The organism is Bradyrhizobium sp. 170 (assembly GCF_023101085.1).
GTDB lineage: Bacteria > Pseudomonadota > Alphaproteobacteria > Rhizobiales > Xanthobacteraceae > Bradyrhizobium.
Map to the genome: position 1 here is coordinate 8595446 of NZ_CP064703.1, position 26569 is coordinate 8622014.

Consider the following 26569-nt stretch of genomic DNA (forward strand, 5'->3'; position numbering starts at 1 on the left):
TGTCTCATCCGTCATCGTCCGCCTTGTGCGCGATTGCGCACAGGAGCGGGCGATCCAGTAAACGCAGATGTCACCGATTACGAAGATCGGGAGTACTGGATACCCCGCATGCGCGGGGTATGACAACAATAGTTACTTCTGCGGCTCAGCCGTCCGCCCGACGCTTTCATACGTGAAGCCATGGGCCGCCATGTCTTCGGAACGATAGATGTTGCGCAAATCTACCACGACGGGCTGCGCCATCTCGCTCTTGATCCGATCCCAATCGAGCGCGCGGTACTGCACCCATTCGGTGACGAGCACCATGGCGTCCGCCCCCTTCACGCACTCATAAGGGTCGTCGCAATATTCGATGTCGGGCAATTCCTTGCGCGCCTGCTCCATGCCGACCGGATCGTGCGCGCGCACTTTTGCGCCCATGTCGAGCAGGCCCGTCACCAGCGGAATCGACGGCGCCTCGCGCATGTCGTCGGTATCCGGCTTGAAGGTGAGGCCGAGCACCGCCACGGTCTTGCCGCGCAGGCTGCCGCCCACCGCGTTGGAAACTTTTCGCGCCATCGCACGCTTGCGGTTGTCGTTGACTCCAAGCACCGCCTCGACGATCCGCAGCTGCACATCGTGATCGAGCGCGACCTTGACCAGCGCGCGGATGTCCTTGGGAAAACAGGAACCGCCAAAGCCCGGGCCTGCGTGCAGGAATTTCGTGCCGATGCGGTTATCGAGCCCGATGCCGCGCGCCACTTCCTGCACGTCGGCGCCGACTTTTTCGGAAAGATCCGCCATCTCGTTGATGAAGGTGATCTTGGTGGCGAGAAATGCGTTCGCGGCGTATTTGATCAACTCGGCCGTGCGCCGCGCCGTGAACATCAGCGGCGCCTGGTTGAGCGACAGCGGCCGGTAGACGTCGCCGAGCACCTTGCGCCCGCGCTCGTCCGAAGTGCCGACCACGACGCGATCGGGGAATTTGAAGTCGCGGATCGCGGCGCCCTCGCGCAGGAATTCCGGATTGGAGGCGACCACGACGTCAGCCGACGGATTGGCTTCGCGGATCAGCCGCTCGACCTCGTCGCCGGTGCCGACCGGCACGGTCGACTTTGTCACCACCACCGTGAAGCCCGACAGCGCTGAGGCGATCTCGCGCGCTGCGGCGTACACGTAAGTGAGGTCGGCATGGCCATCGCCGCGCCGCGACGGCGTGCCGACCGCGATGAACACCGCGTCGGCCTCCGCGACCGGCGCCGTCAGGTCGGTGGTGAAATCCAGCCGCTTGGCCTTGACGTTGGACGCTACCAGCGCGTCGAGCCCGGGCTCGAAAATCGGGATCTCGCCTCGGCGCAGGGCTTCGATCTTGCCGGCATCCTTGTCCACGCAGGTGACCTGGTGACCGAAATCGGCAAAGCAGGCGCCGGATACCAGCCCCACATAGCCCGTGCCAATCATGGCGATTCGCATGAAAACACCCGTATTTGATGGTTAACGCCAATCCTGATTTCGCGGGCGTCTTAGAGCATTTTTCGGCCAAGGGGAAACCGGAAAAAACGGGGTAAGCCGGCATGTCATTTGTATGAATAAAGGAGAAAGCAACGGATCGGGCCGAAGATGCGGCCACGTAGCGCCGAAAAGGGACACCGATGACTTCAAACGGCACAGCCGTCACCGAACGTTCCACCCGCATCGACTGGGTGGACTACGCCAAGGGCATCTGCATCGTCATGGTGGTGATGATGCATTCGGTGCTGGGCGTGGAAAAGGCGGCCGGCGACACCGGTTTCATGCATGCGTTCGTCGTGTTCGCACAGCCGTTCCGGATGCCGGATTTCTTCCTGATTTCAGGCCTTTTTCTCGCCGTCGTGATCGACCGCGACTGGCGCACCTATCTCGACCGCAAGGTCGTCCACTTCGCTTACTTTTACGTGCTGTGGATGACGATCCAGTTCGGCTTCAAGGCGCCGGGCTTCGCCGCCGAGAGCGGCTGGCGGCATGTCGGCTTCCTGTATCTGGAATCCTTCATCGAGCCGTTCGGCACGTTGTGGTTCATTTATCTGTTGCCGATGTTCTTCGTCGTCACAAAACTGTCACGCGGCATCCCCGCCATGGCGGTCTGGCTCGTCGCCGCGGCGCTGGAGACGGCGCATGTCGTGACCGGCTGGACAGTGATCGACGAATTCTGCGCGCGCTTCGTCTATTTCTATTCCGGCTATCTGTTTGCCAGTTATGTATTCGCGCTCTCGGATCGCTCGCGGGAAAAACCTGCGCTGGCGCTGATCGGATTGGCGCTGTGGGCGTTCGTCAACGGCAGCCTCGTAATGTCGGGTTTTGGCGAATGGCCGCTGGTCTCGCTGGCGCTCGGCTTCGCCGGCGCCGGCGCCATCATCGTGATGGGCACGCTGCTGGCGCGCATGCAATGGCTGAACTTCCTGCGTTATTGCGGCGAGCATTCCATCGTCATCTACCTCGCCTTCTTCCTGCCGATGGCGGTGACCCGAACGCTGCTGCTGAAGACCGGCCTGATCGCCGATATCGGCGTGATCTCCTTGATCGTCACCGTTGCCGGCGTCGCGGGAGCGGTGGTGATCTGGCGGCTGGCGCTGGCGCTGCGCGCCGACTTCCTGTTCGAGCGCCCCGCCGCCTTCTGGATCGCGCCAAAAAAGGCCGCCCCGGCGTTGCAGCCGGCGGAGTAGGGATTCGTAGCCCGGATGGAGCGCAGCGCAATCCGGGGAAATCCCGCGGCTGGCGCGAATCCCGGATTGCGCTGCGCTCCATCCGGGCTACGATTCTTTGTTTTCGCGGGTGACGACGGTGTGTATTGGGCTCAAAAACTGCCCGCCAAGGCTGTCAATCCGCGCAAAAATCCCTAAATTTCGGCCATGCCGAAATCAGCCCCCAAAGCCGCCGCGAAACCCGCTCCCGCCGCCAAAGCCCCTGCCAAGGCGCCCGCCAAACAACCTGGCAAGGGCGACCATGTGTTCCTGGTCGACGGTTCCTCCTACATTTTCCGCGCCTATCACGCGCTGCCGCCCTTAAACCGCAAGTCCGACGGGCTGCAGGTCAATGCGGTGCTCGGCTTCTGCAACATGCTGTGGAAGCTGTTGCGCGACATGCCCGAGGACAATCGGCCGACGCATCTGGCGATCATCTTCGACAAATCCGAGATCACGTTCCGCAACAAGCTCTATCCCGATTACAAGGCGCATCGGCCGCCGGCGCCGGATGACCTGATCCCGCAATTTGCGCTGATCCGCGAGGCGGTGCGCGCGTTCGACCTGCCCTGCCTGGAACAGGTCGGCTTCGAGGCCGACGATCTGATCGCGACCTATGTCCGCATCGCCTGCGAGCGCGGGGCTTCCGCCACCATCGTGTCCTCCGACAAGGACCTGATGCAGCTCGTGACCGATTGCGTCACCATGTACGACACCATGAAGGACCGCCGCATCGGCATTCCCGAAGTGATCGAGAAATTCGGCGTGCCGCCGGAGAAGGTCGTCGAGGTGCAGGCGCTGGCCGGCGATTCCACAGATAACGTGCCCGGCGTGCCCGGCATCGGCGTCAAGACCGCCGCGCAACTGATCATCGAGTATGGCGACCTCGAACAACTGCTGTTCCGCGCCGGCGAGATCAAGCAGCCGAAGCGGCGCGAGGCCCTGATCGAGAACGCCGAGAAGGCGCGGATCTCGCGGCAACTGGTGCTGCTCGACGACAAGGTCGATCTCGAAGTGCCGCTCGACGAGCTCGCTGTGCACGAGCCGGATGCACGCAAGCTGATCGCGTTTTTGAAGGCGATGGAGTTCTCCACCCTCACCCGCCGCGTCGCCGAATATTCGCAGATCGACCCGGCCGACGTGGAGGCCGATGCGGGAAACAAGAGTGGCGCGAGCGTTTTCGCGGCGCCGCCCTCGGGCAAGAAGCCGGAAAGCTATTCCGAGGGAGCGACGCTGTTCGATGCCCCGGGTTCTCCTTCCGCCTCGCCCTCAGGCAAGGGAAAGACCGCGCCGGACAAGGGCGCCGACAAGCAGGACAAGGCCGCTAGCCTCAAGGGAGCACCGATCTCGCTCGCCGCCGCCCGCGCCGAAGCCGCGCGAAAACTGCCGGTCGACCGCAGCAAGTATCAGACCATCCGTAAGTTCGATGAGCTCAATGCCTGGGTTGCGCGGGCCTATGACGCCGGCACGTTTGCGATCGACGTCAAGGCGAGCTCGGGCGATCCGATGCAGGCCGACATCTGCGGTATCGCGCTGGCGCTGGCGCCAAACGACGCCTGCTATGTTCCGCTCACGCACAAGCAATCGGGCGGCGGCGCAGGCCTGTTCGACGCTGGCCTGGCGCCGGACCAGATCACGGCCGCCGAGGCGCTGGCGGCACTGCAGCCGCTGTTGGAATCACCAGGCATTCTCAAGATCGGCTTCGACATCAAATTCAACGCCGTGATGCTGGCGCAGCACGGCATCACGCTGTGCAATATCGACGATGCGCAGTTGATGTCGTACGCGCTCGACGCTGGACGCAATTCACATGCGCTGGGGTCGCTCGCCGAACGTTGGTTTGGCCATGCCGTGATCGGCGAAAGCGAGCTAATCGGCAACGGCAAGAACAAGCTGACCTTCGATCAGGTCGCGATCGACAAGGCGACCACCTATTCGGCCGAGAGCGCCGACGTGATCCTCCGGCTGCATCGTGTGCTGAAGCCGCGGCTCGCCGCCGAACACATCACGACGGTCTACGAGACCCTGGAGCGGCCACTGGTCAGCGTGCTGGCGCGGATGGAACGGCGCGGCATCTCGATCGACCGGCAGGTGCTGTCGCGGCTGTCGGGCGAGTTCGCCCAGACCGCGGCCCGCGTCGAGGCCGAGCTTCAGGAGATCGCGGGCGAGCCGATCAATGTCGGCAGCCCCAAGCAGATCGGCGACATCATCTTCGGCAAGATGGGAATAACCGGCGGCACCAAGACCAAGACCGGCGCGTGGTCGACCTCGGCGCAGATCCTCGACGAACTCGCCGAACAGGGCCATGAATTTCCGAAGAAGATTTTGGAATGGCGGCAGGTGTCGAAGCTGAAATCGACCTACACCGACGCGCTGCCGGAATATCTCCATCCGCAGACCCACCGCGTCCACACCACCTACGCGCTGGCCGCGACCACCACGGGGCGGCTGTCGTCGAACGAGCCGAACCTGCAGAACATCCCGGTTCGCACCGAGGACGGGCGAAAAATCCGCCGCGCCTTTATCGCGACGCCCGGCCACAAGCTGGTGTCGGCGGATTACTCGCAAATTGAGTTGCGGCTATTGGCCGAGATCGCCGACATCCCCGTGCTGAAGCAGGCATTCCGCGACGGGCTCGACATTCACGCCATGACGGCCTCCGAAATGTTCGGCGTGCCGATCAAGGACATGCCGGGCGAAGTGCGCCGCCGGGCGAAAGCGATCAATTTCGGCATCATCTACGGCATCTCGGCTTTTGGCCTGGCGAACCAGCTCGGCATCGCCCGCGAGGAAGCCTCCGCCTACATCAAGAAGTACTTTGAGCGCTTTCCGGGCATCCGCGCCTATATGGACGAGACCAGGGAATCATGCCGCAAGAACGGCTATGTCACCACGCTGTTCGGCCGCAAGATGTACTACCCCGACATCAAGGCCTCCAATGCGTCGGTCCGTGCCTTCAACGAGCGGGCGTCGATCAATGCGCGCCTGCAAGGCACCGCCGCCGACATCATCCGCCGCGCCATGATCCGGATGGAAGATGCGCTGATGGAGAAGAAGCTGTCGGCGCAGATGCTGCTGCAGGTGCACGACGAACTGATTTTTGAAGTGCCCGACAATGAAGTGGCGGCGACGCTGCCGGTGGTACAGCACGTGATGCAGGACGCGCCGTTCCCGGCGGTGCTACTGTCGCTGCCGCTGCAGGTGGATGCCCGCGCCGCGAATAATTGGGACGAGGCGCATTAGTCACGCTGTCATCGCTGACAGAAATGTCCTCGGAGCAATATACGAAATGACATCGCGGTTCGACGCGCGCTAGAAACTTGCGAATTCCTCCCGCGAGTCTCCCATGCCCCACATTGCAACACTGCTCGGTTTTGCCCTCGTCTCGCTCGGCATGGTGCTGACGCCGGGGCCGAACATGATTTACCTGATTTCGCGCTCGATCACGCAAGGGCCCGCGGCGGGGATCGTGTCGCTTGGCGGTGTCGCGCTCGGGTTCGTGTTCTACATGTTGTGCGCGGCGTTTGGCATTACCGCGTTGTTGTTTGCGGTGCCCTACGCTTATGACGCGCTGCGATTCGCGGGCGCCGCCTATCTGCTGTGGCTGGCGTGGCAGGCGGTCAAGCCGAACGGGCGCTCGCTGTTTCAGGTGAAGAAGTTACAAGTCGACGGCCCGCGCAAATTGTTTGCAATGGGGTTCGTCACCAATCTGCTCAATCCGAAGATCGCGATGCTGTACCTGGCGCTGTTGCCGCAGTTCATCGATCCCACGGTCGGCAGCGTGCTGACGCAGTCGCTGGCGCTGGGCGCGATCCAGATCGTCATCAGTGTCGGCGTTAACGCCATGATCGCGCTCGCTGCCGGATCGATCGCGCGCTTTCTCGGCACACGGCCGAGCTGGCTGCTGGTACAGCGCTGGCTGATGGGCACAGTGCTGGCGGGGCTTGCCGTGAAGATGGCGTTCGAGGCGAAGCGGGCGTGATCTTTTTTAACCTCGCCCCGCTTGCGGGGAGAGGTCGGATTGCATCGAAGATGCGATCCGGGTGAGAGGGTACCGGACCCACCACGTTCTCAACTCGTGGAGGCAGCCCCTCACCCCAACCCTCTCCCCGCAAGAGCGGGGCGAGGGAGAAAGGAAATCAATCCAGCTTGGCTTCCATGCCGCGCTTGGTCGCGGGACGGGCCATCAGTGCGTTGTACCAGCGCTCGACGTTCGGAAAATCCTTCAGTTCCACCTTGTGGCGCGGGTGGCGCCAGGCCCAGCCGAGGATGGCGAAATCGGCGACCGATAAGGCGTCGGCGACGAATTCGCGCCCTTCCAGCCGACGGTCCAGCACGCCATAGAGCCGGCGGGTCTCGGCCATGTAGCGCTTCAAGCCGTAGGCGCGGTCGGTTTCGTTCTCCAGCGCGATGAAATGATGCACCTGGCCCGGCATCGGCCCGAAACCGCCCATCTGCCACATCAGCCATTCATAGACCGGGATACGCTCGGCAAGCGGCGTGGGAAGGAACTTGCCGGTCTTCTCGCCGAGATAGAGCAGGATCGCACCGGATTCGAAGATGCTGACCGGCTCGCCGCCGGGGCCGTCGGGATCGACGATCGCAGGGATCTTGTTGTTCGGGCTGAGCTTGAGAAAGGCGGGTGCATTCTGCTCGCCCTTGGTGATGTTCACCGGGATCACCTTGTAGGGCAGCCCCATTTCCTCCAGCGCTACCGAGATCTTGCGGCCGTTCGGCGTGTTCCAGGTGTGCAGTTTGATCGTCATTTACGGTTTCCCCCAAGAGAAGCTTTGGTAGAAGCTTTGGCCCTCCCGTAGCGCGGAACCAAAGGGCCTTACAACGGTCCTTTCCGAATGCCGTCCCTGCGTTCATCGGGCCGCCGCGGGACACCGTGCCCTGTTGACGGCGCCGGATCAGCGCTGGAATGTGCCCGCGAGCGCCGATAGATTGCGGCCCGCCTCAAACCCCGGGAAAACCGCCTTGTCCAAATCAGCCTCCCGCGCCCGCCTCGCCGAGATCATCCGCAAGCGTTCGTTCGGCCGCGGCGAGATCACGCTGGCCTCGGGCCGCAAGAGCGACTTCTACTTCAACCTCAAGCCGACCATGCTCGACCCCGAGGGCGCGGCGCTGCTGGCGGAATTGACCTATGAGGCGCTGAAGGACGACAACCTCGATTTCGTCGGAGGGCTGGAGATGGGCGCAGTCCCGCTGGCGGGCGCGATCGCGCAGCTTTCCTGGCTCAAGGGGCACCCGATCGCGGCGTTCTTCGTGCGCAAGAAGCCGAAGGAGCACGGCGCCCGCCTCGCGGTGGAGGGGCTCGCCAAGGGCGAGACCTTGCAGGGCAAGCGCATCGTCATCGTCGAGGACGTCACCACGACCGGTGGCTCGGCGCTGAAGGCGGTCGAGGCCGTGCGCGAGGCCGGCGGCGAGATCGTGCTCGTGCTCACCATGGTCGACCGCGAGGAAGGTGCGACCGAAACGTTCGCGGAAGCCGGCCTGGAGTTTCGTTCGCTCTACAAGGCGGGTGAATTTTTGAAGGCGTGATTTCTTCTCCCTCGCCCCGCTCTTGCGGAGAGAGGTTAGAAAGGCCCGCATTTCTTTTCCGCCTTCCCGCCTCCAGTAAAAGCTCATTTACCATCGCCCGTTAAGGTTACCCGAACTGAAGCCTATCGCGCTTCAGCGCGTTTGTTGCGTTGGGTGGAGTTGGCGTTGCGTACAGAGTTGGCTTTTTCGCGCGTGCGGCGCCGCGCGACGTTTGTGGCCGCAGCGACCCTTGCGGGCGCCCTCACGCTGACGCCCGGCAGCGTTTCGGCCGAGGGTCTGTTCGATTTCCTGTTCGGCGGCGCCCAGAAACAGCAGACGCGGCAGGCTCCCTCACCGGCAAACTTCTTCGCCGATCCGTTCGGCACCAATCAACCAGCCCATCCTGCGCCGGCGCCGCGCGTCGCAGGCTCCGGACCCGCTTTCTGCGTGCGAAGCTGCGACGGCAAGTATTTTCCGCTGACCATGCGCGGCAACACCTCGCCGGTTCAGACCTGCCAGGCGTTCTGCCCGGCAAGCGTCACCAAGGTGTTTTACGGCAGCAACATCGACAGCGCGGCCGCTGGTAATGGCGAGCGCTATGCCGACAGCGAAAACGCCTACGCATATCGCAAGGCGCTGCGCGCCGATTGCACCTGCAACGGCCGAAGCCCGTCCGGGCTGGCGCCGGTCGATCTCACGCTCGATACCTCGCTGCGCTCCGGCGACGTCGTCGCCACCACCGACGGCCTGGTGGCCTATACCGGCGTTCGCTTAGGGGCCGACCAGACGGCGGAATTCACTCCCGTCGCCTCCTATCCCGGCCTCACGGCGGACGTCCGCGCCCGGCTCGGCGAAATGAAGGTGGCGCCGGTCAGCGCAGAGATGGTCGCGGCCAGCGCGCCGCTTCCCGAGACGAGCCGCGACGCCGAGTTGCCGACCGCCTCGATATCGAAGACGGTTGCGCCGAAGCCGGCGAAGCGGGCGGAAGTGCGATAAGGCTAACGTCTCTACCGCAACAGCCCGCCGCCATAGCGCAAGCCGTAAACCTTGATTCCGGCGCGATGAATCTGCTCCTCGCCGTAAAACTCGGCGACATCTCCCGATGAGGTGTTGACGTAACGGAAGCTTTCATTCTCGAACTGCGGCGGGCCGCGAAACGGACGGTCACCTCGAATAGCAAGCAGCGCCTGACGCAGGAAGGCGTACACCGAAAGAAATTCGTTGCGGTCGACGACGGTGGGAGCGACGCCGCCCGCATAGCTCATCGACCAGACGACACCCGCGCCGGCCAGCACCGTTTCCTGACCGACAAAGAAGCGCATGCCGAAATAGATATCCCGATAGCTCAGATCGAGGTCGCGATATTCCAGTTGCCTGGAGCCTGGAAGCAGTGGCGCCAGGACCGTCGCGTCGTCGTCAAGGCCGGCATAGGTCTTGCGCTTGGCGTCGACAAGGAATTCGGAAAGACGAGCAAGCGATATCTGGCTCATGACCCCGCCCAGTACGCGATTGACGCCAGGGCATTCACCGCCCGACGATGACGCCGATCACGTTTGGCGCCGACAGATATTTTTCCTCGATCGCCGCACGCGCCGCGGCGCGGTTTTCCGGCGTCAGCAAGCCGCGCTTTTCGGCCAGGATCATCCAGCAATAGCCCCACCAGTCGGTCAGCATGCCCTGATCGTCGACGAGGTCGTAGCCCTGCTCCGCGGCAAAGATTCGCGCCTGCGCTTCATCCAGCGCGTCGAGAAAGGCGTGGTCCTCGACCGAAAACAGTTCGTCGCTGAAATCGTCCGTGGTGTAGCCCCACACCGACATGCAGACCGCGTTGAACTCGCGGTCGATCGCGTCGTCGTCGACGAGCCGGCGGCGCGAGGCCTGATGCAGGCGCGACAGCGAGCGCGCGAAATCGGCGATGCGGGTGAGAGCGAACTGATTGAAGGCGATAGTGGACATGTAGTCCTCACAAACTCGGATAGACCATAAATGTTGTGTCGGCGCTGCGCCGAATCACAATGATATATCAAATACTTGCTAAATTGTTCTTAATTTGTTCTGGTGGCGTGACAAATTATCTCCTATCAGAGATTGTTTTTTGGCGATTTGCGGCGAAGAATCGATGACGATGGACGCGACACAGGCCACCGATATCCGGACCCTGTTACTGGAAGCGGCCGATGCGATCGACCGAGCGAATGCGATTGTGTCCATCCTCGACAGCGACGATCGGGCGCTGCTTGCCACGCCTCTCGACGAGATATCGTCCGCCCTGCATTTCAAGCTGCTGCAAAAGCTCTATCTCCGCTACCCCGGGCTTGCCGAGGAAAGCGAGGACTGGGGCGGTGCCGCGGCATGAACCGTCTGGGGCTCAATCCCTCACATCGCCGACAACAGCTTGTCACCGCAGTAATTGGCATAGAACTTTCCGCCACACTGGCGCTTGATCGCCGTGCAACGCGCCGCAGGCGAAGCGCCTTGCGCAACATTGAAAGAACAACTCAGGCCGTCGGCGCTCTTGCCGGCCTTGCCGGCGGCAAAGGCCGCACTGGTCGCACTGATGCAGACAACCAACAACGCAGCGGCGACGATCTCGATCGTCAATCTCATGGCAGGCCTCCGTTCTGGCGGCACGCGTCTCCGTCGCGCGCACTGGCACCCGGTTATCCCAGCGGCTCCTCGGCTTTCGCGCCCCCCATTATATCACCAAAAGGCGGTCGCCAGTGCCGCGAAATCGGCCCGGTCCTTGCATAAAATCATGCCAGCGCAGTGCACAACTCCGGCATTATCCGGCGTTTCGATTGCCGGACAAGGCGCGTATCTTCGTTGTGAGTCTCAACCGCAGGAACCGACGTATTGCAGGAACAAATCCCAGGAAACTATCCGGCAAACTATCCGGCGCTGGATCAGCCGATCGACGAACTGGCGCTCGTCGAAATCAAGGGCGCAATCCTCGCCAAGCTCCGGCTTGCGATCGGCAAGGACGCCGGCATGGCGACGAGGCGCGACTGGTACAAGGCCGCGGCGCTGGCGCTGCGCGACCGCATCGTGCACCGCTGGCTGACAGCCGAAAAGGAGAGCTATGACGCCGGCAGCAAGCGGGTCTATTACCTCTCGCTCGAGTTCCTGATCGGCCGCCTGTTCACTGACGCGCTGAACAATATGGGCCTGCTGCCGGTGTTCGAGGCGGCGCTCGGCGATCTCGGCGTCGGGCTTGACGACCTGCGCAAATGCGAGCCGGACGCGGCGCTCGGCAATGGCGGCCTCGGGCGGCTTGCGGCGTGCTTCATGGAGAGCATGGCGACGCTGGCCGTTCCCGCCATCGGCTACGGCATCCGCTACGATTTCGGCCTTTTCCGCCAGATCATCGCGCAGGGCTGGCAGCACGAATACCCGGACGAATGGCTGAGTTTTGGCAACCCCTGGGAATTCCAGCGGGCCGAGGTGGTCTACCACATCCATTTCGGCGGCTTTGTCGACCACGTCGACGACCGCGGCCGCGACCGCGCCACCTGGCGCCCGGGAGAAACCGTGCAGGCTGTCGCCTACGACACCCCGATCGTGGGCTGGCGCGGCCAGCACGTCAACGCGCTGCGCCTGTGGTCGGCGCGCGCGCCCGACCCGTTGCGGCTCGACGTCTTCAACACCGGCGATTATCTCGGCGCCGTCGCCGAGGAAGCGCGCGCGGAATCAATCTGCAAATTTCTCTATCCGAATGACGAGAGTCCTGCTGGGCGCGAGCTGCGGCTGCGGCAGGAATATTTCTTCGTCTCGGCCTCGCTGCAGGACCTGATCAAGCGGCACCTCGCTTCCGACGGGCAGTTGCGCAACCTCCCCTCCAAGGCCGCGGTGCAGCTCAACGACACCCATCCGAGTCTTGCCGTCACCGAACTGATGCGCATCCTGGTCGACCTGCACAATTTCCGCTGGGACGAAGCGTGGAAGATCACGGTGGCGACGCTGTCCTACACCAATCACACGCTGCTGCCGGAAGCGCTGGAGACCTGGCCGGTCGAACTGTTCGAGCGGCTGCTGCCGCGGCATCTCGAAATCATCTACCGCATCAATACCGCACATCTCGCGCTGGCAGATCAGCGTTGTCCCGGCGACATCGATTTCCGCGCCGCGGTGTCGCTGATCGACGAGAAGTCTGGACGGCGGGTGCGGATGGGGCAACTCGCTTTCGTCGGCTCGCACCGCATCAACGGCGTCTCGGCGATGCACTCCGACCTGATGAAGGAGACCGTGTTCCACGATCTCAACCATCTCTACCCCGGCCGCATCACCAACAAGACCAACGGCATCACTTTCCGCCGCTGGCTGATGCTCGCCAACCCAAAACTGACGGAGCTGCTGCGCGAGTCCTGTGGCGAGGCCGTGCTGGACGACTTCTCGCTGTTCGAACGGCTGGAGACGCGCGCCAGCGACAACGCGTTCCAGCAGCGTTTTCGCGAGGTCAAGCATCAGAACAAGGTTGCGCTGGCGCGGCTGATCAACGAGCGGCTCCGCATCAAGATAGATCCGTCGGCACTGTTCGACATCCAGATCAAGCGCATCCACGAGTACAAGCGGCAGCTGCTCAACGTCGTCGAGACCGTCGCGCTGTATCAGGCGATCAAGGACGAGCCGCAGCGCGACTGGGTGCCGCGGGTCAAGATCTTCGCCGGCAAGGCGGCGGCGAGCTATCGCTACGCCAAGCTGATCATCAAGCTGATCAACGACGTCGCCGAAGTCGTCAACAACGACCCCGTCATCGCAGGAAGGCTCAAGGTCGTCTTCCTCGCCGACTACAATGTCAGCCTCGCCGAGGTGATCATTCCGGCCGCCGATCTCTCCGAGCAGATCTCGACCGCCGGCATGGAAGCCTCCGGCACCGGCAACATGAAGCTGGCGCTCAACGGCGCGCTCACTATCGGCACGCTGGACGGCGCCAATATCGAAATCCGCGACCATGTCGGCGCGGAGAACATCGCGATCTTCGGCATGGAGGCCGGCGACGTCATGGTCCGCCGCAAGCAGGGGCTGGACGCAACGGACGTGATCAGCCGCTCGCCGCGGCTGGCGCGGGCGATTACCGCCATCGAGAGCGGCGCGTTCTCGCCCGACGATCCCGCCCGCTTTGCCGCCATGGGTCACGCGCTGCGCTATCTCGACCACTACATGGTCTCGGCCGATTTCGATTCCTACTACGCGGCCCAGCGCGGCATCGACGCCCGCTGGCAGGTGGTGCCGGCCTGGACCCGCGCCTCGATCCTCAACGTCGCACGGATGCCGTGGTTCTCCTCCGACCGCACCATCCGGGAGTATGCCGAGGATATCTGGCACGTGCCGGTGCGCGCGGCCGCGCCGGTGCCGGAGACAAGCGCCCAGCGCGAGGCGACGCGGTAAATCCCGGCGGGCGGAAATCCATTACCTCGGGCGTTATTGAATTCGGCCAAAGAGTCGCGATACTCCATCCGCCGTCATTGCGAGGAGCGTAGCGACGAAGCAATCCATCCCTCCGCTTGCGGCGCGATGGATTGCTTCGCTCCGCTCGCAATGACGGCGTTTGCGGCAACTGCGTCGCGTCCCTCGAGATCGAAGAGTGTCCATGCTTACCAAGACCGCTCACCTTTTCGACGACGCCACGCGTGTCACCGCCGGCGATAGCTGCTGGCAGGGCAGAACCAGCCCGGACTACTGGGCGTTTGTCGGCCCGTTCGGCGGCTGCACGGCCGCCACCATCCTGCGCGCCCTGATCGACCATCCGCAGCGGGCGGGCGATCCGCTGTCGCTGACCGTGAATTTCTGCGCGCCGGTCGCCGAAGGCGCTTTCGATCTCGACGTTCGCCTGGTCAAGGCCAACCGCTCGAGCCAGCATTGGTGCGTGGAGATGACGCAGGGCGGCGGCGACGTCGCGACGCTGGCCACCGCCGTGTTCGCCGAGCGCCGTCCGTCCTGGTCGCACCAGCAGGCGGCTTTTCCCGGCGCTGCGCCATTTGAGCAGGCGCGCGCGTTTCCGAACACGCCGATGACGTGGACGCACCAGTATGATTTCCGCTTCGTCGAGGGCGAGCCGAGTTTCTACGGCTCGCCAGCGGCATCGCCGCTCGACGCGTACTCGAAGCAGTGGATCGGCGACCGCGTGCCGCGAAAGATCGACATGCTGTCGCTGATGTCGATGTCGGATGCGTTCTTCGGCCGGGTCTTTCTGGCGCGCCGGGAATTGATGCCGTTCGGCACGGTATCGATCACGACGTATTTCCACACGGCGTCAGACGACCTCGCGGCCGAGGATATCACGCGGGTGCTGGCGGTGGCGGATGCCAAGATCTTCCACAGGAGCTATGGCGACCAGAACGGCGAATTGTGGTCGCCGTCGGGACGGTTGCTCGCGACGACAACGCAGATCGCCTATTTCAAGGCGTAGCGGAACGTTAAAGCGCCGGCTCTCTTGTAGGGTGGGCAAAGGCGCCCTTGCGCCGTGCCCACCATGTATCCGATTGTTGCGTGGAAATGGTGGGCACGCTTCGCTTTGCCCACCCTACGCTTTCATCGAAAGGCGGCCTGATGTCTGACGCCGAAACTGCCCGCATCGCCCTGCTCGGCGTTCCCATCGAGATCGGGGCCTCGCAACTCGGGACCTTGATGGGACCGGACGCGCTGCGCACCGCGGGCATCGGCCGCATCCTCGATCAGCTCGGCTTTGCCGTCGAGGACCACGGCAACATGGCCACGCCTGGCGCTGCTTCCGACGAGGGCCCGCCGCCGGCGAATGCCAAATATTACGACACGATCAAGGGCTGGATCCGCGAGCTCAGCGAGCGTTCCTATTCACTGGCGCGCTCCGGCGCCGTTCCAATCTTCATGGGCGGCGATCACTCGCTGTCGATGGGATCGGTGAACGGCGTTGCGCGCCACTGGCAGGAGCAGGGCCGGCCGCTGTTCGTCATGTGGCTCGATGCCCACGCCGACTACAACACGCCGCAGACCACGGAGACCGGCAACATGCACGGCATGTCGGCGGCCTTTCTGTGCGGCGAAAGTGGCCTCGACGGGCTGCTCGGCAACCATCCACGCGCCTCGATCGGTCCCGACAGGCTCGACCTGTTCGGCATCCGCTCGATCGATCCCTTGGAGAAGAAGCTGGTGTTCGAGCGCGGCGTCGCGATCGCCGACATGCGCGCGATCGACGAGTTCGGCGTCGGCGTGCTGATCCGCAAGGTCATCGATCGCGTGCAGGCGCAGAACGGCGTGCTGCATTTGAGCTTCGACGTCGATTTTCTCGATCCCGCGGTCGCGCCCGGCGTCGGCACCACGGTGCCGGGCGGCGCGACCTATCGCGAGGCGCATCTGATCATGGAGCTGCTGCACGATTCGGATCTGGTGCGCTCGGTCGATATCGTCGAGCTCAACCCGTTTCTCGACGAACGCGGCCGCACCGCGCGCGTCGCCGTCGAACTGATCGGCAGCCTGTTCGGACTGCAGATCACCGACCGGCGAACGCCGAGCAATGCGGTGCTTCCGGGCAATAGCTCGAGCTGAGGCTAATGCTGGTCCAGGCTCATGATGACGTGCACGAGACAGCCATTCACGGTGCGCCCCGGCGGATGCGAGGATGACGGCGTCGCGACGTGGAAGTCGCCGGCCTTCAGATTGAGATCGCCGAATGAGAGGTCGCCCTCGAGCACCAGCGACTGTTCGTCCGTATCGTGCGAATGCGGATGATAGGACGCACCGGGCGCCATCCGGATCAACAGATATTGCCGGTTCTGCGCGCGGTCGACATGCAGCAGGCGCCCCTTGATGCCGGGGCTGATTTCGAACCAGTTCGCCGTCCCCGCACGCTTGGTCAAGGTGCCCGGCAGGTCGGCGCCCTCGCCTTCGATCCGGTCGAGAATCTTTTCGAACATGCCTCCTGGCGGTGGCTCGGCCTGTTCCGCCGGCAGATCGGAAAACATGCCCTCCCAGTATTCGACCTGGGCCCGCAGCGCCTCGTCCGATTTCAGCCGCTTGGCAAAGGCGCGGCTGTCCTCCTGGCCGAGCAGCCCAAGGACATACTCCGCCGCCTCGCTGGCCCCGGGCTTCACTGGCTTAGACATAGCTGCAACTTCTCAACAGCACGGTGAATCCAGGTCTTGATCGTTCCAACCGGAACGGACGAATGCTCGGCCAGCTCCTCGTAGCTCAGGCCGTAATAGTAGGCCAAAAGGACGGATTGCCGGTAATTTTGTTCCAGAAGACCCAGGCACCTTCGCAGGTCTGGCGCCAAACCAGGATCGCGCGACGCCTGATCTGACAGCGCCTCGACCAGGGCCGTGACGCTCTCGTCGGTCAGCGATACCGGCCCGGTCCGGCGCGCCGGCAGCCGGTCCAGCGCGACACGGCGCACGACCGTCACCATCCAGTTCATCGCGCCGCCTTTGGCGGGGTCGTACAGATAGGACTTTTGCCAGATCCGCAGCATCGCCTCCTGAAAGGCGTCCTCGGCGGCGTTGCGGTCCCGCAGGATCCGGCAGCAAATCCCGAACAGGGTCGGTGCCGCCTGCTCGTACAGCCGGCGGAAGGCCGCCCGGTCGCCTTTGGCGACAGACCTGAGCACCTGCCCCAAATCGTCCTCGGGAATCTGTCGCATTTTGAGCGGGGTGGGCCGGATACACAATCAAGGGTGGCGGTTCCTCGCGGACTATAGGGCTCAGGAAGCTACGGTTCAACGGGCCGGGGTTTCAAACGAGGCCGGTCCGGCGGCCACCAAAAAATCATCGCCGATGCGCCGCCGCCGAAACTTTTTGCGCCGGCATTCCGTACTGGCGACATACGGCCCATCCAACGCTGGATGTCCGGGGCCGGGTCCGACGACAATCGAGCTGGGGAAACCATGGTGAACGCGACGCCGCAAGCCACGACCGGACAACAAGCCACGACCGGACAACAGGACGGCAGAGCGGTCCTTCTCCAACTGCTCGCGGAAGTCGCGCGCGGCAACAAATCCGCCTTCGCAAGGCTCTACGGCTTGACCCACGCCAAGCTGCTTGGAGTCGCCTTACGCATCCTCAGAGACCGGGCGCTGGCCGAGGATGTCCTGCAGGAGAGCTATCTGAAGATCTGGCGCCACGCCGCCAGCTACGATCCGTCGATCGCCTCGCCGATGACCTGGATGGCCACCATCGTCAGGCACGGCGCCATCGATGCGTTACGAAAGCGCCAGATCGAGGCGTTCGCCAGCGACGACGAGATGTCGGCGCTGCCCTCGAACGATCCCGATCCGGTCGACGAGATGCATCTCGCGCGGCTCCGCCCGAAGGCGCTGGCGGCGTTTGCGCGGCTGCCCGAAGACAAGCGCCGCCTGATCATGCTGGCCTATCTTAGGGACCGCAGCCGCCACGACCTGTCGATACGGCTGGGCGTTCCCGCCAACACCGTCAAGACGCATCTGCGGCGGGCGCTGCTGGAGCTGCGCGCGACGATGTTTGCATCCATCGAGGCGAGGACGCACAGCGCAGCTTAAAACGAAAAGGCGGCCTCTCGGCCGCCCTCGTCGTTCTCGAATGGTCCGAGACGGTTACTCCGCCGCGAGCTTGAGGTCCGGCGCAGCGGCGCGGATTTCGGCGTCGACCTGGGCTTCGAACTTGGCAAAATTCTTCTGGAACATGCCGACCAGCGCACGCGCGGTCTTGTCGAACTCGGCCTTGTCCTTCCAGGTGTTGACGGGATTGAGGATCTCGCTCGGCACGCCCGGCAGCGCCGTCGGGACCGCGAAGCCAAAGTACTTGTCGGTACGGAATTCGACGTTGCGCAGGCTGCCGTCGAGCGCCGCGGTGAGCAGTGCGCGCGTGACCTTGATCGGCATCCGGCTGCCGGTGCCGTATTTGCCGCTGGTCCAGCCGGTGTTGACCAGCCAGCAATCGACATTGTGCTTGGCGATCAGCTCGCGCAGCATGTTGCCGTAGACGGAAGGATCGAGCGGCAGGAACGGCGAGCCGAAGCAGGTGGAGAATTCCGGCTGCGGCTCGTTGCCGAGACCGCGCTCGGTGCCGGCGACCTTGGCGGTGTAGCCGGACAGGAAGTGATACATCGCCTGCGCCGGCGACAGCTTTGCGATCGGCGGCAGCACGCCGAAGGCGTCGGCGGCCAGCATCACGACGTTCTTCGGCTGGCCGGCGCGGCCGGTGCGCGAGGCGTTCGGGATGAAGTCGAGCGGATAGGCCGAACGGGTGTTTTCGGTTTTCGAACCGTCGTCGAAGTCAGGCACGCGGGTGCGCTCGTCGAGCACCACGTTCTCGAGGACCGCGCCGAAGCGGTTGCTGGCGGCGAAGATCTGCGGTTCGGCTTCTTCCGACAGCTTGATGCACTTGGCGTAGCAGCCGCCCTCGAAATTGAAGACGCCGTCGTTGCCCCAGCCATGCTCGTCGTCGCCGATCAGGGTGCGGTTCGGATCGGCCGAAAGCGTGGTCTTGCCGGTGCCGGACAGGCCGAAGAAGATCGCGGTGTCGCCCTTGGGACCGACATTGGCCGAGCAGTGCATCGGCAGCACGCCCTTGGCGGGCAGATAATAGTTCAACGTGGTGAAGACCGACTTCTTCATCTCGCCGGCATAATAAGACCCGCCGATCAGGACGATCTTGCGGGCGAAATCGATCGCGACGACGTTCTCCGAGCGCACACCGTGACGTTTCGGATCGGCACGGAAGCTCGGCAGATCGATGATGGTGAGTTCGGGAACGAAATCCTTCAGCACCGACGCCTCGGGCCGGATCAGCAGCGTGCGGATGAACAGCGAGTGCCAGGCGAGCTCGGTGAAGACGCGGGTCTTGATCTGGAAGCTCGGATCCGCGCCGCCATAAAGATCCTGCGCAAACAGCGTCATGCCTTCGGCATGCTTGAGGAAGTCGGCATACAGCGCGGAGAACTGGTCCGCTGATATCGACTGGTTGCCGGCCCACCACATGTTCTTGTCGGTGGTCGCATCGCGAACCGTGAACTTGTCCTTCGGGCTGCGGCCCGTGAACTCACCGGTATCCGCGCACAGCGCACCGTCGGCCGACAGCACGGCCTCGCCTGCCGCGAGTGAATATTGATAGAGCTGCGGCGCACCGAGATTCCAGTGCACCGACTTGAGATTTTTTAAGCCGAATTTGTCGGCGCCGAAGGCACCGTTGCGTAGACCCGTCTCTTGCACGAAGAAATCCTCCTCGAACCCGCGTTACTCGAATCGCGCGCATGTCGCTTGACGCGCTCTGTCGCGGTGACCCCTGAATATAGCCTTCCGGCCTCGGTCCGGCGACCTAATACTGATGAACGCCGGGCTTGCCAAGCCGATCCACGCGATTTGGTTTATTCAGGCGCGAGTGGTTGATCTGCATCAATCGTTTGCTGCAGCGCTTTTGGCGGATTTGCCGTCGTGGTTGCGCGACCATCCGTCGCTGCCTCGCCTGACCGAAAATTGCTGCGTCGCACAATTAGAAAATTTCAACGCGCGGCGCCCTCCCCGATCAGCGCAAACGGCCCCCAGAAGGCCGGATAGGCGTTGCGGGGTGAGGAGGCATCATTGAGATAGGCCAGCATGGCCTGCCGCAACGCCTCGGCGCGGCCGATCTTCGGATCGGCCTTCAGGCGATCGAAGGTCGAAATCGCAAGCCGCGTTGCGGCCTCCGAATTGACCGCCCAATGCGACACCAGCAGCGCCCGCGCGCCGGCATAGAAGAACGATCGCGCCAGCCCCGAGAGCGCTTCGGCACCCGGCTTGTCGCCGGCAATCGTATTGCAGGCTGATAGCACCACCCAATCGGCATTGAGCTTCAACTGCGCGACTTCGCTCGCGGTGAGCAGGCCGTCGTCGAACTCCGTCGGCTGTTTTGGAATGCTCAGCACCAGCGACGGTTCAGCAAGCCCTTTCACGTCGCCGGCGACGAGACCATGGGTGGCGAAATAGACGATGCCGTAATCGGCGAGCGGTGTGCGCTTGAGCGTGGTTTCGCTGGCGTCTTCGCCGAGGTGAATATCGGCCGCCGCAACACCGAGGTTTTTGGCAATCGCGTTGAGTTCGTCGGCGGTGTCGGGCAATTGCGCGAGCGCGTCCGAAAGCCGCGCGCGATCGACGCCGGCGCCCTGCCAGAAATCCGTGTAGGCGCCGGTCGCAAGGCTGCGCGCGGCGGTCCTGGCGGGACGGTTGCCATCACCGGGCTTCCCGGCGGGATTGAAAATGGGATCGCCAAAGCCTGTCATCGGCTTTGTGCTCTGCTCACTTCGCGCTGCAAACACCCGCAGCGCTTTCAGGTTCGCGGCCGACGGCAATACCGACACCGCCTGACGCTTCAACAGCCAGGCCGCATCGCGATAGCCCTCGAACTTTTCCGGGATAGCCTTCGCCGGCTTCTCGGTCACCAGCAGATGGAACGGCAGCGCCGTCAGCGCGCCTGGCGCCACCACCAGAAGCGACGGCTTGTCCTTGATCAACGCATCCACCGGCGCCAGCAGCGTCTCATGCAGTTCATGGGCGAGCGCCAGATCGAACAGGGCGGATTTTCCGGAAGCATCGCTCGCCTTGCCGAGATCCAGCCCGCGACGGAAGGCGGCGATCTTCTGCGACAAGGTTTCCGCAGCCTGCGGGATCGGCTTCCAGTCAAAGCTCTCGCGGGTGATCGCAATGACGTAGCTTTCCACCTCGGTGACCGCAAACAGCACCATCGCTTCGTCCCCTGACAATAGAGGCTGAATCTCCTTCACCGTCAGCGGCGATGGATTCGACAAAGCTGCGTAATCGGGAAATTCCGCGGAGAGGGTCTTTTGCAGTGACGCCCGCTCGATCGAAATAGCGGCAAGCCGGGCGCGGGCGCGCTGCTCGGCGGCCGGGTCGCGCTTCGCGCGTTCCTTCGAGACGGCCACCACGATCGACTTGTCCAGCGCTTCCGCCTCGGTGGCGATATCCTGATCGCGGCGCACCAGTTCTGCGAGGCGATCGCTTCCCGCAGCCAGCCGTACCGCCAGCTTGTTCACGGCGGAGGCAACCGACGACTGGGTACCGCGCTGGATCACATGGAGCATATCGTTCACGGCTTTGTCGCGCGGCATCAACTGCCGGCGCTCCGCGTCTGCCAGCACCGGAAGGGCGGCGCGGGGTTGCGCGCGTCCGTTTCCGATCAGCCGCTGCACCAGCGGCAGCGCATCGCCGGGGCGGCCCGACGCCTGATAGAACGCCGCCAGATTGTTCGTCGACGTCGCGGTATCCGGATGGTCGGGGCCAACGGCGCGCTCACGGATCGCCAGCGCCCGCTCGAACAACGGCTGGGCCTCGGCGTAACGGCCCTGCCGTTCATAGAGGTCGGCGAGATTGTTCAGCGAGCGCGCCACATCAGGATGCTCGCGCCCCAGCACCTTCTCGCGGATCACCAGCGACCGCCTGATCAGCGGCTCGGCCTCGGCATAGCGACCCTGAACCTTCCCGACCTGGCCGAGATTGTTCAACAGCGTCGCCACCGCGGGATGCTCCGGGCCGGCGGCCTTTTCGTAGATAGCCAGCGCGCGTTTGAACAACGGCTCGGAATCGCCGTGGCGGCCGAGCTTCTCGTAATGCGTCGCCAGATTGTTCACGGATTGCCCGAGGTCCGGATGACCGCTCCCCAGCGATTTTTCGCGGACCGCCAGCGCGCGTTTGAACAGCGGCTCGGCGTCGGCAAAGCGTTGCTGCCGCTGATACAGCGCGGCCAGATTGTTCAGCGCAGCGGCGATCTCGGGTGAGTCGAGACCCGTCGTCTTCTCCAGAATCGCGATGGCTCGCTTGAATAGCGGCTCGGCTTCGCTGTCCCTGCCCTGGTTGCCGTAGGCCTGCGCCAGATTATTCAGCGCAGCGCCGACGTCGCGATGCGCGGGATCGAATTTTTTCTCGAGGCTTTCGACTTGTGCCTGCGCCAGCGCGACAGCTTCGGCATATTTGCCGGCGCGGCCGAGCTCATTGATTTTGGCGCTGAGCGCGGCGATATCGCCTTTTTGCGCCAGCGACGGCGCGGAAGGGCAGGTGCCCGACAACAGCGCGAGGCACACTGAAAATATCAATCGATTGCGGGATTTCATGCGGGCTTTCGCTGGTCACCTTTGCGCGGGCTTGCCTTAGGTCGCGCAAAGGCGCGCGCCCGTTCAAATCCCCGCTCGGTAACAGCAGCGTTAACCCTTGTTAGCCTTGGGCCCGCGCCTCGCCCGCCAGCCGCACCAGCATCTTGCGCAACGCCATGGCGCTGGTGACCCGTTCCGGGAAATCGAGCCGCAGCGTCGCGCTGCCGGCCTGCATGTCCATGCCGTCGGGGTCGCAGCCGGTGCAGCACCAATCGGCAGGCTCTGCCCCCAGCAGCCTGGTCGCATAGAGGTTCATCGCATCGCGGTGATCCTCATTCATATGCTCGACCGCGCCCTGCTCGGCTTCCAGCAAATCGGCGGCGTCGCCGATTTCGGTCAGAAATTGCTCGGGCTTGAGGTCGATAATGCGGCCAAAACCGGCGACCAGATGCAGGCCTGACGGGGCGATCCGAAAGAACGAAAAGTCCTTGAAATCGACAAAGGCTTCCGCCGATGGATGGGCGTTGAGGTAGCGCCGGCGCAGGATTTTTGCAGCCTCGCCACTGGCCTCCTCGGCCCGGCCCGCCAGCATGATCCGCGCGCCCTCCAGGGGATCGCCGGCGGCGCGCTCGTCCAGCATCAGCGAGACCCTGCCGTCGCCGAGGATGTTCTTCGTATGCAGAGCGAGTCTCGAAATCAGCAGGATCGGCGAGGCGTCGGCATGGCTGGCGACGTTAACCAACGAACAGTAGGGATCGCCGCTTTCAGGCATAAGGGTGGCGAGCGCGCCCTGCCGGCTGCGCCGCAGCAGCGAACGGGCGAGTTTAGAAGCATCAAAATCTGCGGCGGGCTGCATGGTTCCTTTCCGGCCATCTTATTGCAAAAAGGGGGTTTTCTCCACCAGACAGGGTGCTATATGGGGGACAGTGCATATCCGCGGGAACGTTTTGCGGAACTCGGTCACACTTCAGCCCAGCTTGCATTGCTCGTTGACCGTGTACGAAGCCCATTTATGCGGCGTCTGGCTGACTTGCCCGCCGTTTAAGCCACTCTCTTATTCGAAAGCAGGCTCATGCCCACAATCGCCCTGGTCGATGATGACCGCAACATTCTCACTTCCGTGTCGATCGCGCTCGAAGCCGAAGGCTATCGCATCATGACCTACACGGATGGTGCATCGGCACTGGACGGCTTCCGCACTTCGCCGCCGGATCTTGCTATCCTCGATATCAAAATGCCGCGCATGGACGGCATGGAAACGCTACGCCGGTTGCGACAGAAGTCCGATCTGCCGGTGATCTTCCTGACCTCCAAGGATGAAGAGATCGACGAATTGTTCGGCCTCAAGATGGGTGCCGACGATTTCATCCGCAAGCCGTTCTCGCAGCGCCTGCTGGTCGAGCGCGTCAAGGCCGTGCTGCGGAGGGGCCAGCCCAAGGATCCGACCGCCGTGCCGAAGGAGCCGGATGCGCGCGCGCTCGACCGCGGCCTCTTACGAATGGATCCGGAACGTCACACCTGCACCTGGAAGAACGAGCCGGTGACGCTGACGGTGACGGAATTTTTGATCCTGCAGGCGCTGGCGACCCGGCCGGGTGTGGTGAAAAGCCGCAACGCGCTGATGGACGCGGCCTATGACGATCAGGTCTATGTCGACGACCGCACCATCGACAGCCACATCAAGCGGCTGCGCAAGAAGTTCAAGGTGGTCGACGACGATTTCGAGATGATCGAGACGCTGTACGGCGTCGGCTATCGCTTCAAGGAAGCCTGATCTGCGTTCTGCGGGCGGAAGTGCCGACTGACACATCCGCCCGTTCGGCGTAGAAGCGTAGAATTACAAAGCGGCGCATCACAACCGGCAGCTGGCCATTGCTAGATCGAACGCAGCCCGATCCCAGCCTGAACCACGAGGATGCTTCTGAGCTCCCCGAGCGGGATCGCGTTGCCGAAATTAACCCGGGCGAGAAGGGCTGGCGGCGGCCGCTCGGCTGGCTGCGCCGGGCCGGGCAATTCTTCTTCGCGCTGTCCTTCTCCAGCCTCACGCGCCGAATCGTTTCGCTCAACCTGGCGGGCCTCGTCGCCCTGGTGGCGAGCATTCTCTATCTCTCGCAATTCCGCGCCGGCCTGATCGACGCGCGCGCGCAGAGCCTTCTGGTGCAGGCCGAAATCATCGCGGGCGCGATTGCCGCCTCCGCCACCGTCGAAACCAACACCATCACCATCGATCCGGACCGCCTGCTCGACCTCAAGCCCGGCGAAAGCTACGGCGCGCCGGACGAATCATCCGGGTTGGATTTTCCGATCAATCCGGAGCGCGTCGCGCCGGTGCTGCGGCGGCTGATCTCGCCGACCAAGACCCGTGCACGCATCTATGGCGGCGACGGCGGCATGATCCTCGACAGCCGCAGTCTCTACGGCCGCGGCGATGTGTTGCGCTTCGAACTGCCGCCGCCTTCGACCGAGAAGCCGGGCTTCGTCGAGCGCGCCACGATCTCGATCCGCACCTGGCTCAATCGCGGCGATCTGCCGCTTTATCGCGAGCTCGGCCCCGAGAACGGCAAGGGCTACCAGGAAATCGTGCAGGCACTCGACGGCGTCAAGAGCAGCATGGTGCGGGTCAACGACCGCGGCGAAGTGATCGTCTCGGTCGCAGTCCCGGTGCAGCGGTTCCGCGCCGTGCATGGCGCGCTGATGCTCTCGACGCAGGGCGACGACATCGACCAGATGGTGACCGCCGAGCGGCTGGCGATCCTCAAGGTCGGCGGCGTCGCCTCCGCGGTGATGATCGTGCTGTCGCTGCTGCTGGCGAGCACGATCGCAGGTCCGGTGCGGCGGCTGGCCGACGGCGCCGAGCGCGTCCGCCGGCGCATCCAGACCCGCGTCGAGATTCCCGATTTCACCCGCCGCCGCGACGAGATCGGCCATCTCTCCGGCGCGCTGCGCGACATGACCAATGCGCTGTATAGCCGCATCGAGGCGATCGAGATGTTCGCCGCCGACGTCGCCCATGAATTGAAGAATCCGCTGACCTCGCTGCGATCGGCGGTGGAAACGCTGCCGCTGGCGCGCAACGACACCAGCCGCGCGCGCCTGCTCGAGGTGATCGAGCACGACGTCAAGCGGCTCGACCGGCTGATCTCGGATATTTCCGACGCCAGCCGCCTCGATGCCGAATTGCAGCGCCAGGACATGGCGCCGGTCAATGTGCGGCGGCTGCTGACGACGCTGGCTTCAGTCGCCAACGAGACCCGGCTGGGTCATGACGTCGCAGTCGAGGCGCGCTTCGAGGGGCGCGGCGCAACCGACACGTTCTCGGTGCCGGGCCATGATTCGCGGCTTGGGCAGGTGATCTCCAACCTGCTGTCCAACGCGCAATCCTTCTCCAATCCCGGCGGGAAGGTGCGCGTCACCTGCCGCCGCGTGCGCTCGGAAATCGAAATCGTCGTCGATGACGACGGGCCGGGCATCGGCGAGGACGCGCTGGAGCGCATCTTCGAGCGCTTCTATACCGACCGGCCGCATCAGGGATTTGGCCAGAACTCGGGCCTGGGCCTGTCGATCTCCAAGCAGATCATCGAAGCGCATAACGGGCGGGTCTGGGCGGAAAATCGCCACGGCCCGGCCGATGGCGACGGCAGGCCGACGGTGGTCGGCGCACGGTTCATCGTCAGGCTGCCAGCGCCATGATGACGCAGGGCGCGAGCGTGCACGCCTCCGCGGTGCTGGTGGGCGATCGCGCCGTGCTGATCCGCGGGCCCTCAGGCGCCGGCAAGTCGCGGCTGGCCTTCGATCTGATTCTCGCCGGACGCGCCGGGCAGCTCCCGCCGGCCGTTCTGGTCGGCGATGACCGTGTCCATCTCGACACAGTGGACGGACAATTGTGGGTCCGGCCGGCGCGGGAACTGGCCGGCCTGATCGAGATTCGGGGCCTCGGAATCCGCCGCTGCGACTTCGCCATTAAGGCTATTGTCGGCATTGTGGTCGATCTCGCGGCCGGCGATGCGGAGCGGCTGCCGCCGCCGGAAGCGCTCTCTACCGACCTAAATGGTGTTTTGTTACCGCGAATCCCTGTTGGAATGGGCTATGACCCCCTCCCGCTGATTGCAGCCACCCTGATGACAACCGCAAGTTCAGCTTCCGTCCAACCTTTGGATGATTGTTCGAAGGGGATTGGTAACCATATAAGCCCCAATATCGCCACCGATTAAACCGGCACAGGCCTCACTGTTTACCGCCAAGTACTGGAACAATAGCCAAGATGCCCTCTTGCGCGGGGCCTCTGGATGGTCAAAGTGGCGCGTTCGTGCGGTGCACCAAAA

The 26569-nt window shown here is 63.7% G+C and carries 23 protein-coding genes; 13 read left to right on the plus strand and 10 right to left on the minus strand.

Features of this window, described 5'->3' with window-relative positions:
- Positions 1–132 precede the first annotated feature (132 nt).
- Positions 133–1452 (minus strand): UDP-glucose/GDP-mannose dehydrogenase family protein, encoded by a 1320-nt coding sequence (locus IVB05_RS40560; protein WP_247781664.1) that lies wholly within the window; start codon positions 1450–1452, stop codon positions 133–135.
- A 179-nt stretch (positions 1453–1631) separates the two neighbouring features.
- Between IVB05_RS40560 and IVB05_RS40565 the strand changes: the two genes are divergently transcribed.
- From IVB05_RS40565 to IVB05_RS40575, 3 genes are all read left to right on the plus strand, one after another.
- Positions 1632–2681, plus strand: a complete 1050-nt coding sequence (locus IVB05_RS40565; protein ID WP_247781665.1) for an acyltransferase family protein — start codon at positions 1632–1634, stop codon at positions 2679–2681.
- Positions 2682–2867: 186 nt separating this feature from the next.
- Entirely contained in the window at positions 2868–5942 is a 3075-nt protein-coding gene (gene polA / locus IVB05_RS40570; RefSeq protein ID WP_247781666.1) for a DNA polymerase I, read from the plus strand.
- A 103-nt stretch (positions 5943–6045) separates the two neighbouring features.
- The gene (locus IVB05_RS40575) at positions 6046–6681 is read left to right on the plus strand and encodes a LysE family translocator (protein ID WP_247781667.1); all 636 of its coding nucleotides are present in this window, start codon (positions 6046–6048) and stop codon (positions 6679–6681) included.
- Positions 6682–6838: 157 nt separating this feature from the next.
- On the opposite strand, the gene IVB05_RS40580 is transcribed toward IVB05_RS40575, so the two are convergent.
- Positions 6839–7465, minus strand: a complete 627-nt coding sequence (locus IVB05_RS40580; RefSeq protein ID WP_247781668.1) for a glutathione S-transferase family protein — start codon at positions 7463–7465, stop codon at positions 6839–6841.
- A gap of 214 nt (positions 7466–7679) precedes the next feature.
- Here IVB05_RS40580 and pyrE point away from each other — a divergent pair, with 214 nt between their 5' ends.
- Positions 7680–8243, plus strand: coding sequence for an orotate phosphoribosyltransferase (pyrE, locus tag IVB05_RS40585; RefSeq protein ID WP_247781669.1), 564 nt, complete (start codon positions 7680–7682; stop codon positions 8241–8243).
- 165 nt (positions 8244–8408) lie between these two features.
- Positions 8409–9218, plus strand: a complete 810-nt coding sequence (locus tag IVB05_RS40590; RefSeq protein WP_247781670.1) for a DUF2865 domain-containing protein — start codon at positions 8409–8411, stop codon at positions 9216–9218.
- 11 nt (positions 9219–9229) lie between these two features.
- Here IVB05_RS40590 and IVB05_RS40595 read toward each other — a convergent pair whose 3' ends face one another.
- Together IVB05_RS40595 and IVB05_RS40600 are read right to left on the minus strand one after the other, a co-directional pair.
- Positions 9230–9712 carry a DUF5680 domain-containing protein gene (locus IVB05_RS40595; protein ID WP_247781671.1) on the minus strand — a complete coding sequence of 161 codons (483 nt, stop codon included), beginning with the start codon at positions 9710–9712 and terminating at the stop codon, positions 9230–9232.
- Between the two features lie 34 nt (positions 9713–9746).
- Positions 9747–10178, minus strand: coding sequence for a hypothetical protein (locus IVB05_RS40600; RefSeq protein ID WP_247781672.1), 432 nt, complete (start codon positions 10176–10178; stop codon positions 9747–9749).
- A gap of 163 nt (positions 10179–10341) precedes the next feature.
- Here IVB05_RS40600 and IVB05_RS40605 point away from each other — a divergent pair, with 163 nt between their 5' ends.
- The gene (locus IVB05_RS40605; RefSeq protein WP_247781673.1) at positions 10342–10578 is read left to right on the plus strand and encodes a hypothetical protein; all 237 of its coding nucleotides are present in this window, start codon (positions 10342–10344) and stop codon (positions 10576–10578) included.
- A 20-nt stretch (positions 10579–10598) separates the two neighbouring features.
- On the opposite strand, the gene IVB05_RS40610 is transcribed toward IVB05_RS40605, so the two are convergent.
- Positions 10599–10829, minus strand: coding sequence for a hypothetical protein (locus IVB05_RS40610; RefSeq protein ID WP_247781674.1), 231 nt, complete (start codon positions 10827–10829; stop codon positions 10599–10601).
- A gap of 246 nt (positions 10830–11075) precedes the next feature.
- Between IVB05_RS40610 and IVB05_RS40615 the strand changes: the two genes are divergently transcribed.
- The 3 genes from IVB05_RS40615 (at position 11076) to rocF (ending at position 15743) form a co-directional block, all read left to right on the plus strand.
- A complete protein-coding gene (locus IVB05_RS40615) occupies positions 11076–13607 on the plus strand; it encodes a glycogen/starch/alpha-glucan phosphorylase (protein WP_247781675.1) in 2532 nt (843 codons plus the stop codon).
- A gap of 202 nt (positions 13608–13809) precedes the next feature.
- On the plus strand, positions 13810–14628 hold the full coding sequence (locus tag IVB05_RS40620; protein WP_247781676.1) for a thioesterase family protein: 819 nt from the start codon (positions 13810–13812) through the stop codon (positions 14626–14628).
- A 140-nt stretch (positions 14629–14768) separates the two neighbouring features.
- The gene (gene rocF / locus IVB05_RS40625; RefSeq protein WP_247781677.1) at positions 14769–15743 is read left to right on the plus strand and encodes an arginase; all 975 of its coding nucleotides are present in this window, start codon (positions 14769–14771) and stop codon (positions 15741–15743) included.
- A 2-nt stretch (positions 15744–15745) separates the two neighbouring features.
- Here rocF and IVB05_RS40630 read toward each other — a convergent pair whose 3' ends face one another.
- Both IVB05_RS40630 and IVB05_RS40635 read right to left on the minus strand, forming a co-directional pair.
- Positions 15746–16300, minus strand: a complete 555-nt coding sequence (locus IVB05_RS40630) for a cupin domain-containing protein (RefSeq protein WP_247781678.1) — start codon at positions 16298–16300, stop codon at positions 15746–15748.
- Entirely contained in the window at positions 16285–16833 is a 549-nt protein-coding gene (locus IVB05_RS40635; protein WP_247781679.1) for a sigma-70 family RNA polymerase sigma factor, read from the minus strand. The genes IVB05_RS40630 and IVB05_RS40635 overlap by 16 nt, the downstream gene beginning before the upstream one ends.
- 243 nt (positions 16834–17076) lie before the next feature.
- On the opposite strand from IVB05_RS40635, the gene IVB05_RS40640 reads away from it, so the two are divergent.
- On the plus strand, positions 17077–17706 hold the full coding sequence (locus IVB05_RS40640) for a sigma-70 family RNA polymerase sigma factor (RefSeq protein ID WP_247781680.1): 630 nt from the start codon (positions 17077–17079) through the stop codon (positions 17704–17706).
- 54 nt (positions 17707–17760) lie between these two features.
- On the opposite strand, the gene IVB05_RS40645 is transcribed toward IVB05_RS40640, so the two are convergent.
- The 3 genes from IVB05_RS40645 to IVB05_RS40655 form a co-directional block, all read right to left on the minus strand.
- Positions 17761–19377, minus strand: coding sequence for a phosphoenolpyruvate carboxykinase (locus IVB05_RS40645; RefSeq protein ID WP_247781681.1), 1617 nt, complete (start codon positions 19375–19377; stop codon positions 17761–17763).
- Positions 19378–19667: 290 nt separating this feature from the next.
- On the minus strand, positions 19668–22268 hold the full coding sequence (locus IVB05_RS40650) for a CHAT domain-containing tetratricopeptide repeat protein (protein ID WP_247781682.1): 2601 nt from the start codon (positions 22266–22268) through the stop codon (positions 19668–19670).
- 100 nt (positions 22269–22368) lie between these two features.
- Positions 22369–23103, minus strand: a complete 735-nt coding sequence (locus IVB05_RS40655) for a DUF2470 domain-containing protein (protein ID WP_247781684.1) — start codon at positions 23101–23103, stop codon at positions 22369–22371.
- 216 nt (positions 23104–23319) lie between these two features.
- On the opposite strand from IVB05_RS40655, the gene IVB05_RS40660 reads away from it, so the two are divergent.
- The 3 genes from IVB05_RS40660 (at position 23320) to IVB05_RS40670 (ending at position 26458) form a co-directional block, all read left to right on the plus strand.
- Positions 23320–24021, plus strand: coding sequence for a response regulator transcription factor (locus tag IVB05_RS40660; RefSeq protein WP_027541437.1), 702 nt, complete (start codon positions 23320–23322; stop codon positions 24019–24021).
- A gap of 98 nt (positions 24022–24119) precedes the next feature.
- Positions 24120–25937 carry a sensor histidine kinase gene (locus IVB05_RS40665; protein ID WP_247781686.1) on the plus strand — a complete coding sequence of 606 codons (1818 nt, stop codon included), beginning with the start codon at positions 24120–24122 and terminating at the stop codon, positions 25935–25937.
- Entirely contained in the window at positions 25934–26458 is a 525-nt protein-coding gene (locus IVB05_RS40670; RefSeq protein WP_247781688.1) for an HPr kinase/phosphatase C-terminal domain-containing protein, read from the plus strand. The genes IVB05_RS40665 and IVB05_RS40670 overlap by 4 nt, the downstream gene beginning before the upstream one ends.
- Positions 26459–26569: the final 111 nt, after the last annotated feature.

What these genes read in the sequence shown, in the direction of transcription:
- IVB05_RS40560 (WP_247781664.1), bottom strand. Translation starts at nt 1,452, where the DNA reads ATGCGAATCGCCATGATTGGCACGGGCTATGTGGGGCTGGTATCCGGC.
- IVB05_RS40565 (WP_247781665.1), top strand. Translation starts at nt 1,632, where the DNA reads ATGACTTCAAACGGCACAGCCGTCACCGAACGTTCCACCCGCATCGAC.
- polA (WP_247781666.1), top strand. Translation starts at nt 2,868, where the DNA reads ATGCCGAAATCAGCCCCCAAAGCCGCCGCGAAACCCGCTCCCGCCGCC.
- IVB05_RS40575 (WP_247781667.1), top strand. Translation starts at nt 6,046, where the DNA reads ATGCCCCACATTGCAACACTGCTCGGTTTTGCCCTCGTCTCGCTCGGC.
- IVB05_RS40580 (WP_247781668.1), bottom strand. Translation starts at nt 7,465, where the DNA reads ATGACGATCAAACTGCACACCTGGAACACGCCGAACGGCCGCAAGATC.
- IVB05_RS40595 (WP_247781671.1), bottom strand. Translation starts at nt 9,712, where the DNA reads ATGAGCCAGATATCGCTTGCTCGTCTTTCCGAATTCCTTGTCGACGCC.
- IVB05_RS40600 (WP_247781672.1), bottom strand. Translation starts at nt 10,178, where the DNA reads ATGTCCACTATCGCCTTCAATCAGTTCGCTCTCACCCGCATCGCCGAT.
- IVB05_RS40605 (WP_247781673.1), top strand. Translation starts at nt 10,342, where the DNA reads ATGACGATGGACGCGACACAGGCCACCGATATCCGGACCCTGTTACTG.
- IVB05_RS40610 (WP_247781674.1), bottom strand. Translation starts at nt 10,829, where the DNA reads ATGAGATTGACGATCGAGATCGTCGCCGCTGCGTTGTTGGTTGTCTGC.
- IVB05_RS40620 (WP_247781676.1), top strand. Translation starts at nt 13,810, where the DNA reads ATGCTTACCAAGACCGCTCACCTTTTCGACGACGCCACGCGTGTCACC.
- rocF (WP_247781677.1), top strand. Translation starts at nt 14,769, where the DNA reads ATGTCTGACGCCGAAACTGCCCGCATCGCCCTGCTCGGCGTTCCCATC.
- IVB05_RS40630 (WP_247781678.1), bottom strand. Translation starts at nt 16,300, where the DNA reads ATGTCTAAGCCAGTGAAGCCCGGGGCCAGCGAGGCGGCGGAGTATGTC.
- IVB05_RS40635 (WP_247781679.1), bottom strand. Translation starts at nt 16,833, where the DNA reads ATGCGACAGATTCCCGAGGACGATTTGGGGCAGGTGCTCAGGTCTGTC.
- IVB05_RS40640 (WP_247781680.1), top strand. Translation starts at nt 17,077, where the DNA reads ATGGTGAACGCGACGCCGCAAGCCACGACCGGACAACAAGCCACGACC.
- IVB05_RS40650 (WP_247781682.1), bottom strand. Translation starts at nt 22,268, where the DNA reads ATGAAATCCCGCAATCGATTGATATTTTCAGTGTGCCTCGCGCTGTTG.
- IVB05_RS40655 (WP_247781684.1), bottom strand. Translation starts at nt 23,103, where the DNA reads ATGCAGCCCGCCGCAGATTTTGATGCTTCTAAACTCGCCCGTTCGCTG.
- IVB05_RS40660 (WP_027541437.1), top strand. Translation starts at nt 23,320, where the DNA reads ATGCCCACAATCGCCCTGGTCGATGATGACCGCAACATTCTCACTTCC.
- IVB05_RS40670 (WP_247781688.1), top strand. Translation starts at nt 25,934, where the DNA reads ATGATGACGCAGGGCGCGAGCGTGCACGCCTCCGCGGTGCTGGTGGGC.